Genomic DNA, 17029 nt, shown 5'->3' with positions numbered 1-17029 from the left:
AATGCGGAGTATCCGAACATGCCAAAGATGAAGACTAAAAGTGGTGCTGCTAAGCGGTTTCTGAAAACTGCTAACGGTATCAAGCACAAGCACGCTTTCAAGAGCCACATCCTGACCAAAATGTCGACCAAGCGTAAGCGTCAACTGCGCGGTAGCAGCTTGCTGCATCCGTCTGACGTGGCAAAAGTCGAGCGCATGCTGCGCCTTCGTTAATTTTTGGATCAAGAATAGAGGAAGTAACTCATGGCTCGTGTAAAGCGTGGCGTCATTGCCCGTAAACGTCACAAAAAAATTCTGAAACTTGCTAAAGGCTACTACGGCGCGCGTTCACGCGTATTCCGTGTCGCCAAGCAAGCGGTAATCAAGGCAGGCCAATACGCCTACCGCGACCGTCGTCAGAAAAAACGTCAGTTCCGCGCTCTGTGGATCGCTCGTATCAACGCTGGTGCACGTGTTAACGGTCTGTCCTACAGCCGTTTCATCGCTGGCCTGAAAAAAGCTTCCATCGAGATCGACCGTAAGGTTCTGGCCGAACTGGCAGTGAACGAAAAAGCGGTGTTTGCTGCGATTGTCGAGAAAGCTAAAGCCACTCTGGCTTAAGTACCCCCGACAATCACCCTGGGTTACGTCTGTAGCCCAAGGTGGTAAACGTCTTAAATAGGGGAAGAGCCTTCAAGCTCTTCCCCTATTTTGTATCTGGAGTCTGTACATGGAAAACCTGGACGCGCTCGTTGCCCAAGCCCTTGAGGCTGTGCAAAGCGCTGAAGATGTAAATGCCCTGGAGCAAATCCGGGTTCACTACCTTGGCAAGAAAGGTGAATTGACTCAGGTGATGAAGACCCTGGGGAATTTGCCGGCTGAAGAGCGTCCGCAAGTCGGTGCGCTGATCAACGTCGCCAAGGAGCGTGTCACAGAGGTGCTCAATGCGCGCAAGGCGACCATGGAGGAGGCTGATCTCGCGGCCAAACTCGCCGCCGAGTCCATTGACGTCACCTTGCCTGGTCGCGGCCAGGCCTCGGGCGGCCTGCATCCGATCACCCGGACTCTGGAACGTATCGAGCAGTTCTTCACCCACATCGGCTACGGCATTGCCGAAGGCCCTGAGGTCGAAGACGACTATCACAATTTCGAGGCGCTCAACATCCCAGGCCACCACCCGGCCCGGTCGATGCACGACACCTTCTATTTCAACGCGAACATGTTGTTGCGCACCCATACCTCGCCGGTACAGGTCCGCACCATGGAAGCGACCAAGCCGCCGATCCGCATTGTCTGCCCAGGCCGTGTGTACCGCAGCGACTCCGATATCACCCACTCGCCGATGTTCCACCAGGTCGAAGGCCTGCTGGTTGATCGCGACATCAACTTCGCCGACCTCAAAGGCACCATCGAAGAATTCCTGCGGGTGTTCTTCGAGAAGGAGCTGGCGGTACGGTTCCGTCCATCGTTCTTCCCGTTCACCGAGCCCTCCGCTGAAGTCGACATGGAATGCGTGATGTGCAGCGGCAAAGGCTGCCGCGTGTGCAAGCAGACCGGCTGGCTGGAAGTGATGGGCTGCGGCATGGTTCACCCTAACGTGCTGCGCATGTCCGGCATCGATCCGGAAGAGTTCTCGGGCTTTGCCTTCGGCATGGGCGTTGAGCGTCTGGCCATGCTGCGTTACGGCGTGAACGACTTGCGTCTGTTCTTCGACAACGACTTGCGGTTCCTCGCGCAATTTCGCTAGTCGTAACGAATCTTTAGGAGAGCAGGATGAAATTCAGTGAACAATGGCTGCGTGGCTGGGTAAGCCCGCAGGTAGATCGCGACGCGCTGGTTGCCCGTCTGTCGATGGCCGGCCTTGAGGTCGATAGCGTTACGCCGGCCGCCGGTGTTTTCAGTGGCGTGGTCGTGGGTGAGGTGTTGAGCACCGAACAACACCCCGATGCCGACAAGTTGCGTGTATGCCAGGTCAGCAATGGCGCGCAAACCTTCCAGGTCGTGTGCGGAGCGCCAAACGTGCGTCCGGGCCTGAAGATCCCGTTCGCCATGATCGGTGCCGAGCTGCCAGGCGACTTCAAGATCAAGAAGGCCAAGCTGCGTGGTGTCGAGTCCAACGGCATGCTGTGCTCACAGGCAGAACTGCAAGTCGGTGAGGGCAACGATGGCTTGATGGAGCTGCCGGCCGACGCGCCAGTGGGCCAGGACATCCGTGTTTACCTGGAACTGGAAGATGCCAGCATCGAGGTCGACCTGACCCCGAACCGTGGCGACTGCCTGTCGTTGGCAGGTTTGGCCCGTGAAGTTGGCGCGTTGTACAACGCCCCGGTCACCCGTCCAGTGGTTGCCGCCGTAGCTGCGGTACATGACGAAGTACGCCCGATCGACGTGCTGGCGCCAAACGCTTGCCCGCGTTACCTGGGCCGTGTGATCCGTAACGTCGACCTGTCCAAGCCGACGCCGCTGTGGATGGTTGAGCGCTTGCGTCGCGCCGACGTACGCAGCATCGACGCCGCCGTCGACATCACCAACTATGTGATGCTGGAGCTGGGTCAACCGTTGCACGCTTTTGACCTCGCCGAAATCAACGGTGGCATCCGCGTGCGCATGGCAGAAGAAGGCGAGAAGCTGGTACTGCTCGACGGTCAGGAAGTCAGCCTGCGTGCCGACACCCTGGTCATCGCCGACCACTCCCGCGCCCTGGCGATTGCCGGCGTGATGGGTGGCGAGCACAGCGGCGTCTCCGCGACTACCCGCGACGTGTTCCTTGAGAGCGCGTTCTTCGACCAGATCGCCATCGCCGGTAAGGCCCGTTCATACGGCCTGCACACCGATGCTTCGCACCGCTACGAGCGCGGAGTGGATTGGAACCTCGCCCGTGAAGCCATGGAGCGCGCCACTGGCCTGCTGCTGGAAATCACCGGTGGCGAAGCCGGCCCGATCACCGAAACCGTCAACGCGCAGTTCCTGCCCTCCGTTGCACCGATCACCCTACGTGCCAAAAGCGTCGAGCAGATGCTTGGCCTGGTCATCGAGGCGGCTGAAATCGAGCAACTGCTGTCGGCTCTCGGCCTGGCTATTTCCTCGAGTGGGGAAGGGCAGTGGCACGTTGAAGTACCAAGCCATCGCTTCGATATCAGCCTGGAAGTCGACCTGATCGAAGAGTTGGCCCGTCTCTACGGCTACAACCGCCTGCCGGTCCGTTACCCGCAAGCGCGCCTGGCGCCACAACCGAAGGCCGAAGCGCGTGCGCACCTGCCTGAGCTGCGTCGTCTGCTGGTTGCCCGTGGTTATCAAGAAGCGGTGACCTACAGCTTCATCGATCCGAAGCAGTTCGAACTGTTCAACCCGGGCGTCGAACCGCTGTTGCTGGCCAACCCGATCTCCAACGACATGGCGGCCATGCGTTCTTCGTTGTGGCCAGGCCTGGTGAAAGCACTTTCCCACAACCTGAACCGTCAGCAAGACCGCGTGCGCATGTTTGAAAGCGGCCTGCGTTTCGTCGGTCAGTTGGACGGCCTGAAGCAAGAGCCGATGCTGGCCGGTGTGGTCTGCGGCAGCCGTCTGCCGGAAGGCTGGGCACAGGGGCGCGACGCTGTGGACTTCTTCGACGTCAAGGCTGACGTGGAAGCGGTACTGGGTTTCGCCGGCGCTCTGGATGCCTTCACTTTCGTGCCGGGCAGCCATCCTGCATTGCATCCGGGCCAGACGGCACGCATCGAGCGTGAAGGTCGGCTGGTCGGTTTCGTCGGCGCCATTCACCCTGAATTGTCGAAAACCCTCGGTCTCGACCGTCCGGTCTTCGTGTTCGAGCTGGTTCTGGCTGAAGTGGCTTCTGGCAAGATGCCTAAATTCAGCGAGTTGTCGCGCTTCCCTGAAGTGCGCCGTGACCTGGCCTTGATCGCCGACCGTGAAGTGGCCGCCACTGCTGTTCTGGATGTAATCCGTGAAAATGCAGGGGAATGGCTGACAGACCTCAGGCTATTTGACGTCTATCAGGGTAAAGGTATTGATCCGCATAGAAAAAGCCTTGCAGTTGGCTTGACCTGGCAGCATCCATCGCGCACTCTTAATGACGATGAGGTGAATACCACGACACAAAATATCCTCACCTCGCTCGAACAAAGGTTGAACGCCACGTTAAGGAAGTGACGTATGGGGGCTTTGACGAAAGCTGAGATGGCGGAACGTCTGTACGAAGAGTTGGGTCTGAACAAGCGCGAGGCCAAGGAATTGGTCGAGCTGTTTTTTGAAGAGATCAGACACGCTCTGGAAGACAACGAACAGGTCAAATTGTCCGGTTTCGGCAACTTTGACCTGCGGGACAAACGCCAGCGGCCTGGCCGCAATCCAAAAACGGGAGAAGAAATCCCGATCACGGCTCGCCGTGTGGTCACCTTTCGTCCAGGGCAGAAGTTGAAGGCCCGAGTTGAGGCTTATGCTGGAACCAAGTCATAACGACGAGCTACCCGTCATCCCAGGCAAACGCTACTTCACCATTGGTGAAGTCAGCGAGCTCTGTGCGGTAAAACCGCACGTGCTGCGCTATTGGGAGCAGGAGTTTCCTCAACTCAACCCCGTCAAACGCACCGGGAACCGTCGGTATTATCAGCGCCAGGATGTGCTGATGATCCGACAGATCCGCGCGTTGCTGTACGACCAGGGGTTCACCATCAGCGGCGCGCGCCAGCGTATGTCCGGTGATGAAGCCAAAGACGACACTACCCAATACAAGCAAATGATCCGCCAGATGATCGCCGAACTCGAAGATGTGCTGGTGGTGTTGAAGAAGTGATTCAAGCTTTTAAAATACTTCCACATTTCAAAAGCTTGCGGTATATTCCGGATCGCTTCGTCAAGAAGCAAACCCAGTAACACGCCTAGTCGGGGCGTAGCGCAGTCCGGTAGCGCACTAGCATGGGGTGCTAGGGGTCGAGTGTTCGAATCACTCCGTCCCGACCATATTATTCAATGACTTAGCCGAACTCTAACCAGTTCGGCTTTTTCATGCGTAGGGACTTTTGCGGGGATTCATCCCGTCTTCCTCCTCAAGATGGTCAGCGCTGGCCCGCGAGAGTCAGTTGCCGACACTTTGTTCGCATCCTCAATCAGGTACTGCAATTCGGCTGTAGAATAGCGGCTCGTAATGCTGCCGTTCTTATGCCCCAGCAATGCCTTCGGATCCTCCTCCGTCACGTTTGCGCACGTAGCCTTCTGCCAAAGGTGTGCTTCAAATCGTGAACCCGGAATGACCTGAACCCTGGGTGCGCTGGCGACTTGTGAATTTCCTTCCACTTGTCCGCCGCGTGCTTCCTGGCCTTCCTCCAGGTCGAATCATTCATTCGCTCAACTGCCGTAGCTCCCGAACCGATCAGGCCACCCGTATCCGGGCAAGCGAGGTTTCAGATGATCGTGGTCAGCCGTCGATGGTGAAGATGTCCGACGCCTGGACCCAGGTTGTAAAACCGGCTTGGACCGAAACCATTCAGGAGGCCGGAGACCTCTACAGTTTCCGCATGGACGGGCTGCTGGCGTTCATCGCGGCAGGTTTTGAAGCGCGACTGTCTGCCCTGGAGGAGTAACGACGGCCTGTAATATGCTCGTCTGTTCATAGCCCGTATGATGTCTCAAACCATTTTGAGGTGGTACGGACGTGAAACAGATGAGCCAGGACAAACAGACCTACAAGCGGCTGTTACCAATCGCCCTTGCCGCAATCCTCGCAATGGAGATGTTTTCCGGTCACGTCGCGGCAGACACCACCAACCCACAAGCTGTTGAGCATCTTCATATAGGCAACGTGCCCGTAGAGGGTGTTGCCCTCCGGGATGGCGTAGTCGTATCGCGCAAGATGCTGCACCAGACCGACGCGCATGCCTTCGCCGACAAGACCGTCATTGATGAGGTCCAAGACGCTGGTACCTATGGCGCGTTCGACGCCACGACAGAGTTGCGCGGGAGCAACCTGCAAGACCACATGATTTCCTTTCAGGACCGCTTGAAGTACAGCGGCTCCAACGCAATCAAGTTGCTCGACGGATTCATGTCGCACCCTGTGCACGCCGGCACCGGCAAGATCTACATGCGCACCGGCGTGGATATTGGCGATATGCCGATCATCAACGGCGGAACAATCGACTAGAACATTGGTGTTCTTGTTCAGGACATCCGCAGCGGCAGCAACAACTCTGCAGTTGTCCTATCGCAGTCGAACGGTCACACCCTCTATTCATCCGGCACGGCACCCAGCTACCACCGATCCATGCTGTTCTTTGGTCCTGGTACCGGTCCGGTTATCTCCGCTGATTCGACCCAGGCCAAGGACGTGCGCGACCTTTCTCGTAAAGAGCTGAAAGTGGCAGCCAAGCTCAAGACGCTGATCAAGGCTTCGAAACAAAAGGGCGGTGATGGAAAGATCCATGTCGGCGTGATGGCCCAGGACGTGATTGAGGCGTTCAAGTCTGAAGGGCTGGATACAAACGATTACGCCATAGTTGGCACCGAAGGCGGTGTGCTGGGCGTGCGCTATGACGAACTGCTGGCGTTCGTGGTGAGTGCTTTATGATTTGTTGATCGGCAGAACGCCGAGGGCAGGGACTTTCTGATAGAAAGCCCAATCTTTGCAGGTTGTGCTTTTTCATGCCCGGAACAAACCGCATTCACCCCACAGGATTTTCGACCATTGAGTGATGCTGCCTCGCTGAAGCTCCCAAGGTATTGGGTACTGGCAAGAATGCTTCGGGCTAGTGAGTTTCGCAGGGCCATTTGGTATTAAGCGTCCCCCTCGCACCATCACGGCACATCTTGTTACAACCATTCGCCCCAGGGTGCAGTCGGTATAGAACTTCGGCCATCTGTTCTCATCCATATTCCAGGCGTGTTTCAAACCGTGAGCGCCTGCTGACAACCCATAGAGGTTCACAGAATGAAAATGACACTACCCGCCCTGATGTTGGGCGCCCTCATTTCGCAAGGAGCGATGGCCGCCGGAGATGGCACAGCCGCTCTTGGAGGCGGCGTTGGTGGTGCCCTTGGCAATATCGTAGGTCAACAGCTCGGTGGCTCAACGGGCGCAGCGGTAGGCGCAGGCGTTGGTGGTGCCGCCGGCAGTGCGGTCGGGGCTCAAAGAGGCAATCGTGCGGAAGCCGCGCTCGGTGGCGGTATCGGTTCCGCCGGCGGCTCGCTGATTGGTAATCGTCTCGGAGGCACAACTGGATCGACTATCGGCGCCGGTGTAGGGGGGGCTGCAGGTGGCGCGCTGGGTAATAACCTGGCAGATGATGAGAGTGGTCATCGATCAGACGGCAAGAAGCACAAAGGCAACAACAAGCATAAACACAAGAACAAGCATCGTTAGGCTCTGACGTTGTTACATTGAAGCCCGGCCCAGCGCCGGGCTTCTCGTTTCTGGCTTTCGCCGTTTTACGCGATCATGGCCTCAACCTCTGCCAGGGTGGCGTGTGGGACGACACTGTCCGGAATCCTCGAGGTGCCAGACAGGTTGTACACCCTGAAGTCATCACCCATGACCTTATCGGACATCAACTCAAACGACGGCAGTATGCGTGTGAAGTAGTGCTGATCGAGCCCGCAGGGTGAGTGGGTGGAATCAGCACTTTCGTAAAACCTGCCTGAGTGCTCGTCCAGATCGACGCCCACCAGAAAGACCTGGGTAAATCCCACATGGAACGCCAGCTGTATGGCCAGATAGGCCACGGTTCGAGCGTCAAAAAAGCCCTCGCTCATGTCTTTGCTGAACCCTAGCGGTCTTTCGCGACCCAGTAGCAAGGGGTGATTGACGACCAGTGCACTGTGTTTGCCTCGAACAGATTCCAGCCAGGAGGGCCGCTTGGCTTTGGATAATGGGTACAGCCGTCCAGTCGGTCGAGCATGAGAGGAGCGTGCGTGATCTTCCCACAGCGCAACCCTTTGGCTGATCGCCATCGCGTGTTTGAACAGCTCCGGCTGCTGGTCGGAGAAACTTCTGTCCGTGCAGGCGTAGAAGTACGGCTTAACCTCAGAGTCCAGGAACATCGAAATGGCGCCATTCATCGTGATCATTGGCACGTGCGCGAATTTTTTGATGGGAAAGGACTTGGCTGACGGGCCGGAAGCAATGATAAAGACCGCACCTGACTCCGCGTTCCGGCAGGCGTCAAAATCGCTCAGGTCCAGTTGGTATTTGTTCGAAAGCCAAGGGGCTGTGAAGGGGGCGTACAAAGCCTGCTGAGCGTTGCCAGCATGCTCGATGGCGACGAAGGCTGTCTGTTTCATCGGGCCCAACCGTGCAGTGAGAGGAAAATACCTACAGCACCCGACCCTGCGGGGTATGACTGAGTTCCTTCTTAAAGCAAAGTTCATGGTCCGGTCTGCTGCGTTTTATGCTCACCTCCCGTTACTTCCGCCCACAGGCGGTGCGTTTTCTGAGCTATTTGGTAGCAATTTCCTACGCGCGCGATCCTCTCTATTATCGCTATTTCATCGCTATCCCATCCAAATCAATCACTTGCTATATCCCCCGATCAGTTGGCACACATCCTGCTTTTTTGCATTCGTGGATAATTGGATACAAAAATTCAAAAGGTGCTGCCGATGCAATTCGCCCCCGCTTACGTTGACCGCCAGCCCCTCACCGCCGAGGAGGAGGCCTACAACTTTCTGCTGGACGCCATATGCAGTGGCCGCTACCGCAAGGGCGACCGGTTGATTGCCGAGGACATCGCCAGCGAGATCGGCATGAGCCGCATGCCGGTGCGCGAAGCCTTCCGCCGCCTGGATGCCCAGGGTCTGGTAACCCTCAGGCCTAACCGAGGCGCCGTCGTCAGCGGCCTGGATATCGATGAATTGCACGAAGTGTTCGAGATGCGCAGTGCCCTCGAAGGCCTGGCGGTGCGCGTGGCCGTCGCACGCATCGGCGAACGCCAATTGGCCGCACTGGAGCGCCTGCTCGACGAGATGGACGATTACCGCGACGAAAGCGCCGCCTGGGTCAGCCGTCACCGCGCTTTCCACGAATACCTGTGCAGCCTCAGCGGCCGTCCGCGCTTGATGAAGCAGATCTCAGCGCTGTACTCGCTGGTGGAAGCGCCCATGCGCCTGTGGTTGCAGCATGGCGAGAAACCCCTCAGCGCACGCCAGGAACACGCGGTGATCCTCGATGCTATCCGTTCCGGTGATGCCGCACGTGCTGAAGCCGTAGTGCGCGAGCACATCGAAGGCACGGTGCCGGCGCTGATCCAGTTTTTGCAATCGGAAAAATAATCAGAGGCGGGCCCAAGCCCGCCCGTGTTTTGACTTTGAGTCCTGCCCCGTTAACCAACGAACTGGAGTGTCTGGTCATGCATAAACGCCGCGCCTTGCTGGTGGCTGTCTCCCTCGGCCTCTGTACCCAATGGGCCATTGCCGCGCCCCAGGTACCGGAGCGCCTGAAGAGCGTCGATAAACTGGTGTATTGCTCGGGGATGGATTCGCCGCCCCTGGTGTCCTTCGATGAAGCGCAGAAGCCGCGCGGGCTCACCGTCGACCTCGGGCTCGAGATCGCCAAGCGCCTGGGCGACAAACACGTGCAGTGGCGGGTGATTCCGTTCTCCGGCCTGGTGCCGGCGTTGCTTGCCCAGCAGTGCGACATGATCGTCGACCAGCTGTTCGACAAGCCCGATCGGCGCCAGGTGATCGACATCGTCAACTACATGTATTCCAGCCAGTCGGTGGTGGTGCCCAAGGGCAATCCCAAAGGCATCAAGGCCCTGGATGACTTGTCCGGGCACAAGGTGGCGGTACTCAACGGCTCCACCATCAAGACCCTGCTGGACGCGCAAAACGACAACCTGACCAAGGCCGGCAAGCCACCGATGAAGCTGGTGGTCTACAACACCGACACTGATGCCTTCCAGGCCCTGCGCATCAGCCAGGTCGATGCCTACGGCACCACGGTGGAAACCGCCGGCTACTACGCCGCGATGGCCCCGGACCTGTTCCAGGAAGGTGTACCGGCCTTCAGCCGCATCCTCACCGGCCTGGGCATGCGCAAGGACGACCCGCAACTCACCGCCGCCGTGCAGCAAGTGATCAGCGACATGCGCAGCGATGGCAGCTATGTGGCGTTGCTGAACAAATGGCATGTCAGCAGTGACACTCTCGACTGAGGTTTGCGGCGATGAACTTCAATTGGGATGTGTTCTGGCAGTACCTGTTGCAGCCCAGCGGGGTCTACCTCACCGGGCTGTGGCTGACTTGCTTGATCGCGGTGTCGGCGATGTTGCTGGGCTGCGTACTGGGCTTGGCGGCGGCGCTGTTGCGCCTGTCGAAGAACCCGCTGCTGCACCTGCCAGTGCGGTTTTACGTGTGGTTGATGCGCGGCACGCCATTGTTGGTGCAGATCGTATTTCTCTACACCGCACTGGCGGCCGGGGGGATTTTCCGCTTTGAGGACATCGACCTGTTCGGCCTGGTCGTGCCCGGCAATATCCAGGCGGCGATCATCGCCCTGGGCCTCAACGAAGGCGCCTACATGGCTGAAATCATCCGCGCCGGCATTGGCGCCGTCGACAAGGGCCAATACGAAGCCGGGCGCTCCCTGGGCATGGGCTTTGCCAAGCTGATGCGGCGCATCGTACTGCCCCAGGCGTTCCGCGTGATCGTGCCGCCGCTGGGCAACGAGTTCAACGTGATGCTCAAGAACACCACCCTGGTCAGCGTGATCGGTGTGCAGGAATTACTGCTCAGTACGCAGATGGTCACCTCGGCGACGTTCCGCGTGTTCGAGCTGTACCTGGTGGTGGCGATCTACTTCCTGATGCTCACCACGCTCTGGGGCTTCTTCCAGCGTTGGCTGGAGGCGCGCTTCGGCCAGTCCGACCGGCCTTCCGCGCCGCCACCGGCGTCCAGCCGCATGTTCGGGCGCAGCACCTTGAAACTGCTGAGGGGACGATAACCATGGCGCATCACAGTGAAGAACTGATCATCGAAGCCCTGGATATCCACAAGTCGTTTGGCACGCTGCAGATCCTCAAGGGCATTTCCCTGCAAGTGCGGCGCGGAGAAGTCGTGGTGCTGATCGGCGCCTCGGGTTCGGGCAAGACCACCTTCATTCGCTGTATCAACCTGCTCGAAGACATCCAGGGCGGGCGCATCCGCGTCAACGGTCGCGCCATGGGCTATCGCGAGCGCAGCGACGGCAGCCTGGTACGCGACTCGGAGCGCAACATTGCCCGCCAGCGCCGCGACATCGGCATGGTGTTCCAGCGCTTCAACCTGTTCCCCCACATGACCGCGTTGGAAAACATCATCGAAGCGCCGATCCAGGTACTCGGCACACCCCGCGCTGAAGCCTTGGAACAGGCCCGTGGATTACTCGCTCGGGTCGGCCTGGCAGACAAGGCCAACCACTACCCGTCGATGCTCTCCGGCGGCCAGCAGCAACGGGTGGCGATCGCCCGTGCCCTGGCGATGAAACCCCAGGCCATGCTGTTCGACGAACCCACCAGCGCCCTCGACCCGGAAACCGTCGGCGAAGTGCTGCAGGTGATGAAGGAGCTGGCCGAGGAGGGCATGACCATGGTGGTGGTCACCCACGAAATGGGCTTTGCCCGTGAAGTGGCCGATCGCGTGGTGGTGCTCGACCAAGGTGAGCTCATCGAACAGGGGCCACCGGAACAGATTTTCAGCCACCCCAGCCATCCCCGTACCCGAGCCTTTCTCAGTCGCGTGTTATGACCCTTCCAAGGAAATGTGCCATGCGTTTATCCAGCTTGTTTGCAGCCCTGTGCTGCGCCGCCGTTGTACCCATGAGCCAGGCTGCCACACCTGTGGTCAAGGTCTACAACTGGTCCGATTACATCGGCCCCGACACCTTGAAGAACTTTGAGAAAGACAGCGGCATCAAGGTGCAATACGACATCTTCGACACCAACGAAATGCTGGAAGCCAAGCTGCTTTCCGGGCATTCGGGATATGACGTGGTGGTGCCGTCCAGCCAGTTCCTGTCCAAGCAGATCCACGCCGGTGCCTACCAGCCGTTGCAGCGAAATTTGCTGGATAACTGGAAGCACCTCGACCCGCGCCTGATGCAGCGCCTGGAAGCGGCCGACCCTGGCAACCGCTACGCCGTGCCTTATATGTGGGGCACCGTGGGCATCGGCTACAACGCAGAAAAAGTGCGCGCCGTGCTGGGTAAGGACGCGGTGCTGGATTCCTGGTCGATGGTCTTCGAGCCAGGCAACCTGGCCAAGCTCAAAAGCTGCGGCGTGGCTTTTCTTGATGCGCCGGTGAAGATCATCCCGCAGGTCATGCTCTACCTCGGCCTGGACCCCAACAGCACTCAGCCCGACGACTACAAGCAGGCCTCGACCCGGCTGATGGCGCTACGGCCCTCGGTGACCTACTTCAACTCCTCGAAATACACCGCCGACCTGGCCAACGGCGATATCTGCGTGGCGGTCGGTTATTCCGGCGACGTGATGCAGGCCCAGAGCCGCGCCAAGGAAGCCGGCAAACATATCGACATCCGCTACCTGATCCCCAAGGAAGGCGTGAACCTGTGGTTCGACATGCTGGCGATTCCCAAGGACGCCGGCAACACGGCCAACGCCCACGCCCTGATCAACTACCTGTTGCGCCCCGAGGTGATCGCGCCGATCAGCGACTACGTCGGCTACGCCAACCCGAATAAAGACGCCACGCCACTGATGGACCCGAAAGTCAGCGGCAACCCCGGTATCTACCCTGGCGATGACGTGATCAACCACACCTTTGTCTCCGCCGACCTGCCGGAAAATATCCAGCGCCTGATGACCCGGGAATGGAACCGCATCAAGTCCGGCCAATGAATCGAAGAGCCTCTGCCATGTTGAAATTTTCTGCTCACGAGTACCCTTATCCCTCGCAACGCCAGAGCGTGTTTGCCCAGCGCGGCATGGTCGCGGCGTCCCAGCCCCTGGCCGCCCAGGCCGGTATCGAGGTCATGCAAAAGGGTGGCAATGCCATTGATGCCGCCATTGCCACGGCGGCCGCTTTGACGGTGGTGGAACCCACCGGCTGTGGCCTTGGTGGCGATGCGTTTGCCTTGGTCTGGTGCAAGGGCCAGTTGCACGGTTTGAATGGCAACGGCCATGCGCCGGCGGCCTTGAGCATCAAGGCGGTTAAAGCGGCGGGGCATGACCAGATGCCGCTGTATGGCTGGACGCCGGTCACGGTGCCCGGTTGCCCGTCGGCTTGGGCCGAGCTGTCCCAGCGTTTCGGCAAATTGCCGTTTGCCGAGTTGCTGCAACCAGCCATCCGCCTGGCGCGCGACGGTTTCCCGCTGTCGCCGGTAGTTGCCCATCAATGGCAGCTCACCCTGGAAGAGTTCACGCCCCATCGTGACGCTGCGCTGGACGCCTGGTTCGACACTTTCCTGATCGACGGCCGTGCGCCCCGGGCCGGGGAGATGTTTCGCAACCCGGCCCAGGCCCGCACCCTCGAAGAGCTGGCGGCCACCCGCTGCGAAAGCCTGTATCGCGGCGCGCTGGCCGAACGCTTGGACGCACATTCCAAGGCCAGCGGCGGCTACCTGCGCGCGAGCGATCTCCAGGATTACCGCGCCGAGTGGGTGGAGCCGATCCACGTCAATTACCGGGGGGTGGATGTGTGGGAAATCCCACCCAGCGGCCAGGGTTTGGTAGCGTTGATGGCGCTGAAAATCCTCGAAGGTTTCAGCTTCGATCACCGCGACAGCCAACAAACCTGGCACCGCCAATTGGAGGCAATGAAACTCGCCTACAGCGACGGCTTGCACTACATCACCGACCCACTGCACATGCGCGTGGCCGTTGCTGACCTGCTCAGCGATGACTACAGCGCGCGCCGCCGTGGACAGATCGGCGAACAGGCCCAGCCACCCAAACCCGGCGACCCTCACGCCAGCGGCACGGTGTACCTGGCCACGGCCGACGCCGAAGGCAATATGGTTTCGTTCATCCAGAGCAACTACCACGGCTTCGGCTCCGGCGTGGTGCTGCCCGACAGCGGCATCGCCCTGCAAAACCGTGGGCAGGAGTTCAGCCTCGACCCAACCCACGCCAACTGCCTGGCGCCGGGCAAAAAAACCTTCCACACCATCATCCCCGGTTTCCTCACCAAGGACGGCCAGGCCCTTGGCCCGTTCGGCGTGATGGGCGGCTACATGCAGCCCCAGGGTCACGTGCAGATGGTGATGAACCTGGTGGATTTCGGCCTCAACCCGCAAGCGGCGCTGGATGCGCCGCGCTGGCAATGGCTGGGTGACATGAAGGTCGGCATCGAACAGGGCGCCTCCCGCGACTTGGCCAACGCCTTGGCACGGCGCGGGCATCAGGTGCAGATCGCCAGCGACCTCACCGACTACGGGCGCGGGCAGATCATCCTGCGTGATCCGGTCAGTGGTGTATTGTGCGGCGGAACGGAGCCGAGGGCGGATTCAACGATCGCCGTGTGGTAAGCGAAAAAAAATGGCGGAGCCTGTCCCTTTTTTTCATCTCGCCTGTCATTCCAGGCAAGTGAACACTATCGAGAGCTTCCGCCAATGCCCGTCGTCCGTCCCTTGCTCAAACTGAGCCTGCTGCTGAGCCTCAGCGCCAGTCCGTTTTTCGCCGCCGTCAGTTATGCCGAAGACACCGCCACCCGCCGTAGTTATCAGGTGCCCGCCGGCAGCCTGAGTGCGGCGCTCACCCGCTTCGCCGGGTTGGCGGGTGTCAACCTGTCGGTGGACCCGGCGTTGGTCAGCGGGCGCAGCAGCAGTGGTTTGTCCGGTGAATATGGGGTGGAGGAGGGCTTCGCGCGCTTGCTGCAAGGCTCTGGCCTGCAACTGCAACCGATGGGCGCACAGGCCTACATGCTGGTGCCGGCGCCGGAGGGCAGTACGCTGGAGTTGGCCCCGACGTCGATCCTCGGCACCACCGGCCTGTATGACGGCGACACCTACGCCGGCGGCCAGGTGGCGCGCCGCACGGCCCAGGGCATGCTCGGCACGCGGGACTTCATGGAAACCCCGTTCAGCATCACCACCTACACTGCGGATGCGGTGAAGAACCAACAGGCCCGCACCCTCGGCGACCTGATCGCCGCCGACCCCTCGGTGCGTGCAACCAACCCGGCCGGTGGGCGTTACGAGCAATTCACCATCCGCGGCTTCAGCCTGTTCAACAGTGACGTGGCCTACAACGGCCTGTACGGCGTGCTGCCGACCTACACCATCGACATGGAAATGGCCGACCGCGTCGACATCCTCAAGGGCCCGAGCCAGTTGATCAACGGCATCTCGCCGCGTGGCAGCGTGGGCGGCGGGATCAACGTGGTGCCCAAGCGCGCCACCGACAAGGACATCAACTCGTTTACCGGCAACTGGGCGTCCGACAGCCAGGCTGGCGGCGCGGTGGACATCGGTCGACGCTTTGGCGAAGACAACCAGTACGGCATCCGTTTCAACGGTGTGAAGCAGTCCGGCGACACCGCCTGGGATCACCAGAGCGTCGACCGCGAAATGGCCGTGCTGGGCCTGGATTTCCGTGGCGAACGCCTTCGCCTTTCCACCGATATCGGCCACACCGAGCGCGACACGGATGCACCGCAAGAGCGCGTGCAGGTGGCGGCCGCAGCGCCGGTGCCCAGCGCTAACGACGTGCGCCGCAATTATGCGCAATCCTGGAGCAAGGCCCGCACCAACGACACGTTCGGCACAGTCAATGCCGAGTACGACCTCAGCGACAACGTGATGCTCTACGGCGGCGTGGGCGCGCGCAAAAGCAACCACGACTTCCTGCGCCACGCGGTGTCCGTGTCCAATGCGGCCGGTGATTTCAGCGTGCAGCCACGGGATTTCACCCGCGATGAAAACGTGCGCACCTACACCGCTGGCGTGCGCAACTGGTTCCATACCGGGCCGGTCAGCCATGAGGTCAACCTCGCCGCCAGCTACTTCGATATGGACTTCACCAACGGTGGCGCACGCTATGGGGCGGCGCCGAGCAATCTCTACAACCCGGTACAAACACCGACGCCGTCCACAGCTACCCGCCAGGACGCCAAGGTCTACACCGAAAACAAATTCAGCGGCGTGGCCTTGTCCGACACCCTGGGCTTCTTCGACGACCGCCTGTTGCTCACCCTCGGTGCCCGCTGGCAGCGCGTGAAGGTGGATGACTGGAGCAACGGCGTCAAAGGTGCCACGGCCTACGACGAAGAAAAGGTTTCGCCGTCCGGCGGCCTGCTGTTCAAGGCCACCGACAAACTGTCGCTGTACGCCAACTACATGGAAGGCCTGAGCCAGGGCAAGATCGCGCCGTCCACCTCGCGAAACGAAGACGAGATTTTCCCGCCGTTTATCAGTCGCCAGGTGGAAGTGGGCGCAAAGTACGACGCCGGCGCGTTCGCGGTGACCGCCGCCGTGTTCCGCATCAAGCAGCCAGCCTATGAAACCAACGCCGCCACGCGGCTCTTCGGGCCTAACGGCAAGCGCGAGAACTCAGGCGTAGAGCTGAGTGTGTTCGGCGAACCGCTCAAGGGCTTCCGCCTGCTCGGTGGGGTGATGTACATCGACAGTGAACTGAAAGACACCACCAACGGCACCTGGGACGGCAACCGCGCCCCGGCCACGCCCAAGTACAACGTCAACCTGGGCGCCGAATGGGATGTGCCAGGCCTCGAAGGCCTCACGCTGACCAGCCGTGGCATCTATTCCAGCTCGCAGTACCTGGACCAGTCCAACGTGAAGGAAATCGACGCCTGGAACCGCCTCGACGTGGGGGCGCGGTATGCGTTCAAGGTGGACGACAAACACATCACCTTGCGGGCGAATGTGGAGAACGTCGCCGATAAACGCTACTGGAGTTCGGCCGGCGCTTCGGATGACAGCGAGCCGGGGCTGACCTTGTCGACGCCGCGCACCTACCTGCTGTCGGCCACCGTCGACTTCTAACATGAGTCTTGTTGTGGTGAGCGGGCTTGCCCCGCGCTGGGTGGCGAAGCCGCCCCAAAACCTGGCACCTCGCTCTACCTGACACGATGTGGTGTTCTTGTTGGGGCTGCTGCGCAGCCC

The 17029-nt window shown here is 60.1% G+C and carries 18 protein-coding genes, 1 tRNA gene and 1 pseudogene; 18 read left to right on the top strand and 2 right to left on the bottom strand.

The features are described 5' to 3' along the window. Positions 1–18: 18 nt before the first annotated feature. From rpmI to HX823_RS21920, 7 genes are all read left to right on the top strand, one after another. A complete protein-coding gene (gene rpmI, locus HX823_RS21950; RefSeq protein WP_002553160.1) occupies positions 19–213 on the top strand; it encodes a 50S ribosomal protein L35 in 195 nt (64 codons plus the stop codon). A gap of 30 nt (positions 214–243) precedes the next feature. Beyond that, on the top strand, positions 244–600 hold the full coding sequence (rplT, locus tag HX823_RS21945; RefSeq protein WP_003174975.1) for a 50S ribosomal protein L20: 357 nt from the start codon (positions 244–246) through the stop codon (positions 598–600). A gap of 109 nt (positions 601–709) precedes the next feature. Further along, on the top strand, positions 710–1726 hold the full coding sequence (pheS, locus tag HX823_RS21940; protein ID WP_177076672.1) for a phenylalanine--tRNA ligase subunit alpha: 1017 nt from the start codon (positions 710–712) through the stop codon (positions 1724–1726). Between the two features lie 26 nt (positions 1727–1752). Then, entirely contained in the window at positions 1753–4131 is a 2379-nt protein-coding gene (pheT, locus tag HX823_RS21935; protein WP_177076670.1) for a phenylalanine--tRNA ligase subunit beta, read from the top strand. Positions 4132–4134: 3 nt separating this feature from the next. Next, on the top strand, positions 4135–4437 hold the full coding sequence (ihfA, locus tag HX823_RS21930) for an integration host factor subunit alpha (protein ID WP_002553164.1): 303 nt from the start codon (positions 4135–4137) through the stop codon (positions 4435–4437). Beyond that, positions 4418–4774, top strand: coding sequence for a MerR family transcriptional regulator (locus HX823_RS21925; RefSeq protein WP_010209127.1), 357 nt, complete (start codon positions 4418–4420; stop codon positions 4772–4774). Before ihfA ends, HX823_RS21925 begins: the two co-directional genes overlap by 20 nt. A gap of 90 nt (positions 4775–4864) precedes the next feature. Continuing rightward, positions 4865–4941 (top strand) — tRNA-Pro (locus HX823_RS21920). Between the two features lie 69 nt (positions 4942–5010). On the opposite strand, the pseudogene HX823_RS21915 reads toward HX823_RS21920, so the two are convergent. Then, positions 5011–5364 (bottom strand): annotated as a pseudogene (locus HX823_RS21915) (site-specific integrase); the annotation flags it as partial. A gap of 50 nt (positions 5365–5414) precedes the next feature. Here HX823_RS21915 and HX823_RS21910 point away from each other — a divergent pair. From HX823_RS21910 to HX823_RS21895, 4 genes are all read left to right on the top strand, one after another. Further along, positions 5415–5561, top strand: a complete 147-nt coding sequence (locus HX823_RS21910) for a hypothetical protein (protein WP_177076649.1) — start codon at positions 5415–5417, stop codon at positions 5559–5561. Positions 5562–5641: 80 nt separating this feature from the next. Then, on the top strand, positions 5642–6121 hold the full coding sequence (locus HX823_RS21905) for a hypothetical protein (protein WP_177076668.1): 480 nt from the start codon (positions 5642–5644) through the stop codon (positions 6119–6121). A gap of 120 nt (positions 6122–6241) precedes the next feature. Continuing rightward, the gene (locus HX823_RS21900; RefSeq protein WP_177076665.1) at positions 6242–6544 is read left to right on the top strand and encodes a tail fiber domain-containing protein; all 303 of its coding nucleotides are present in this window, start codon (positions 6242–6244) and stop codon (positions 6542–6544) included. A gap of 360 nt (positions 6545–6904) precedes the next feature. After that, positions 6905–7336 carry a hypothetical protein gene (locus tag HX823_RS21895; protein ID WP_177076663.1) on the top strand — a complete coding sequence of 144 codons (432 nt, stop codon included), beginning with the start codon at positions 6905–6907 and terminating at the stop codon, positions 7334–7336. A 65-nt stretch (positions 7337–7401) separates the two neighbouring features. Here the strand turns inward: HX823_RS21895 and HX823_RS21890 are convergent, their stop codons facing one another. Next, on the bottom strand, positions 7402–8253 hold the full coding sequence (locus tag HX823_RS21890; protein WP_177076661.1) for a lipopolysaccharide biosynthesis protein: 852 nt from the start codon (positions 8251–8253) through the stop codon (positions 7402–7404). 318 nt (positions 8254–8571) lie between these two features. On the opposite strand from HX823_RS21890, the gene HX823_RS21885 reads away from it, so the two are divergent. From HX823_RS21885 to HX823_RS21855, 7 genes are all read left to right on the top strand, one after another. Continuing rightward, a complete protein-coding gene (locus HX823_RS21885) occupies positions 8572–9240 on the top strand; it encodes a GntR family transcriptional regulator (RefSeq protein WP_177076659.1) in 669 nt (222 codons plus the stop codon). A 77-nt stretch (positions 9241–9317) separates the two neighbouring features. After that, positions 9318–10124, top strand: a complete 807-nt coding sequence (locus HX823_RS21880) for an ABC transporter substrate-binding protein (protein WP_177076657.1) — start codon at positions 9318–9320, stop codon at positions 10122–10124. Positions 10125–10135: 11 nt separating this feature from the next. Then, positions 10136–10912, top strand: coding sequence for an amino acid ABC transporter permease (locus HX823_RS21875; RefSeq protein ID WP_010209179.1), 777 nt, complete (start codon positions 10136–10138; stop codon positions 10910–10912). 2 nt (positions 10913–10914) lie between these two features. Further along, positions 10915–11694, top strand: coding sequence for an amino acid ABC transporter ATP-binding protein (locus tag HX823_RS21870; RefSeq protein ID WP_033901714.1), 780 nt, complete (start codon positions 10915–10917; stop codon positions 11692–11694). A 20-nt stretch (positions 11695–11714) separates the two neighbouring features. Then, on the top strand, positions 11715–12806 hold the full coding sequence (locus HX823_RS21865) for a polyamine ABC transporter substrate-binding protein (protein ID WP_177076655.1): 1092 nt from the start codon (positions 11715–11717) through the stop codon (positions 12804–12806). A 17-nt stretch (positions 12807–12823) separates the two neighbouring features. After that, on the top strand, positions 12824–14434 hold the full coding sequence (locus HX823_RS21860; RefSeq protein ID WP_177076653.1) for a gamma-glutamyltransferase family protein: 1611 nt from the start codon (positions 12824–12826) through the stop codon (positions 14432–14434). An 84-nt stretch (positions 14435–14518) separates the two neighbouring features. After that, positions 14519–16909: a TonB-dependent receptor gene (locus HX823_RS21855; protein ID WP_177076651.1), complete on the top strand. Its 2391-nt coding sequence runs from the start codon at positions 14519–14521 to the stop codon at positions 16907–16909. Positions 16910–17029 lie beyond the last annotated feature (120 nt).

Source organism: Pseudomonas sp. P7759 (assembly GCF_013386445.1).
Classification (GTDB): domain Bacteria; phylum Pseudomonadota; class Gammaproteobacteria; order Pseudomonadales; family Pseudomonadaceae; genus Aquipseudomonas; species Aquipseudomonas azotoformans_A.
Note: the sequence above shows the minus strand (reverse complement) of the source record. Positions and strands in the feature narration are given on the sequence as shown.

Excerpts from the sequence above, each read along its gene's own strand:
- rpmI (WP_002553160.1), top strand. The coding sequence starts at position 19 with ATGCCAAAGATGAAGACTAAAAGTGGTGCTGCTAAGCGGTTTCTGAAA.
- HX823_RS21900 (WP_177076665.1), top strand. The coding sequence starts at position 6,242 with ATGCTGTTCTTTGGTCCTGGTACCGGTCCGGTTATCTCCGCTGATTCG.
- ihfA (WP_002553164.1), top strand. The coding sequence starts at position 4,135 with ATGGGGGCTTTGACGAAAGCTGAGATGGCGGAACGTCTGTACGAAGAG.
- HX823_RS21865 (WP_177076655.1), top strand. The coding sequence starts at position 11,715 with ATGCGTTTATCCAGCTTGTTTGCAGCCCTGTGCTGCGCCGCCGTTGTA.
- HX823_RS21895 (WP_177076663.1), top strand. The coding sequence starts at position 6,905 with ATGAAAATGACACTACCCGCCCTGATGTTGGGCGCCCTCATTTCGCAA.
- HX823_RS21910 (WP_177076649.1), top strand. The coding sequence starts at position 5,415 with ATGTCCGACGCCTGGACCCAGGTTGTAAAACCGGCTTGGACCGAAACC.
- rplT (WP_003174975.1), top strand. The coding sequence starts at position 244 with ATGGCTCGTGTAAAGCGTGGCGTCATTGCCCGTAAACGTCACAAAAAA.
- HX823_RS21885 (WP_177076659.1), top strand. The coding sequence starts at position 8,572 with ATGCAATTCGCCCCCGCTTACGTTGACCGCCAGCCCCTCACCGCCGAG.
- HX823_RS21860 (WP_177076653.1), top strand. The coding sequence starts at position 12,824 with ATGTTGAAATTTTCTGCTCACGAGTACCCTTATCCCTCGCAACGCCAG.
- pheS (WP_177076672.1), top strand. The coding sequence starts at position 710 with ATGGAAAACCTGGACGCGCTCGTTGCCCAAGCCCTTGAGGCTGTGCAA.
- HX823_RS21890 (WP_177076661.1), bottom strand. The coding sequence starts at position 8,253 with ATGAAACAGACAGCCTTCGTCGCCATCGAGCATGCTGGCAACGCTCAG.
- pheT (WP_177076670.1), top strand. The coding sequence starts at position 1,753 with ATGAAATTCAGTGAACAATGGCTGCGTGGCTGGGTAAGCCCGCAGGTA.
- HX823_RS21875 (WP_010209179.1), top strand. The coding sequence starts at position 10,136 with ATGAACTTCAATTGGGATGTGTTCTGGCAGTACCTGTTGCAGCCCAGC.
- HX823_RS21905 (WP_177076668.1), top strand. The coding sequence starts at position 5,642 with ATGAGCCAGGACAAACAGACCTACAAGCGGCTGTTACCAATCGCCCTT.
- HX823_RS21925 (WP_010209127.1), top strand. The coding sequence starts at position 4,418 with ATGCTGGAACCAAGTCATAACGACGAGCTACCCGTCATCCCAGGCAAA.
- HX823_RS21855 (WP_177076651.1), top strand. The coding sequence starts at position 14,519 with ATGCCCGTCGTCCGTCCCTTGCTCAAACTGAGCCTGCTGCTGAGCCTC.
- HX823_RS21870 (WP_033901714.1), top strand. The coding sequence starts at position 10,915 with ATGGCGCATCACAGTGAAGAACTGATCATCGAAGCCCTGGATATCCAC.
- HX823_RS21880 (WP_177076657.1), top strand. The coding sequence starts at position 9,318 with ATGCATAAACGCCGCGCCTTGCTGGTGGCTGTCTCCCTCGGCCTCTGT.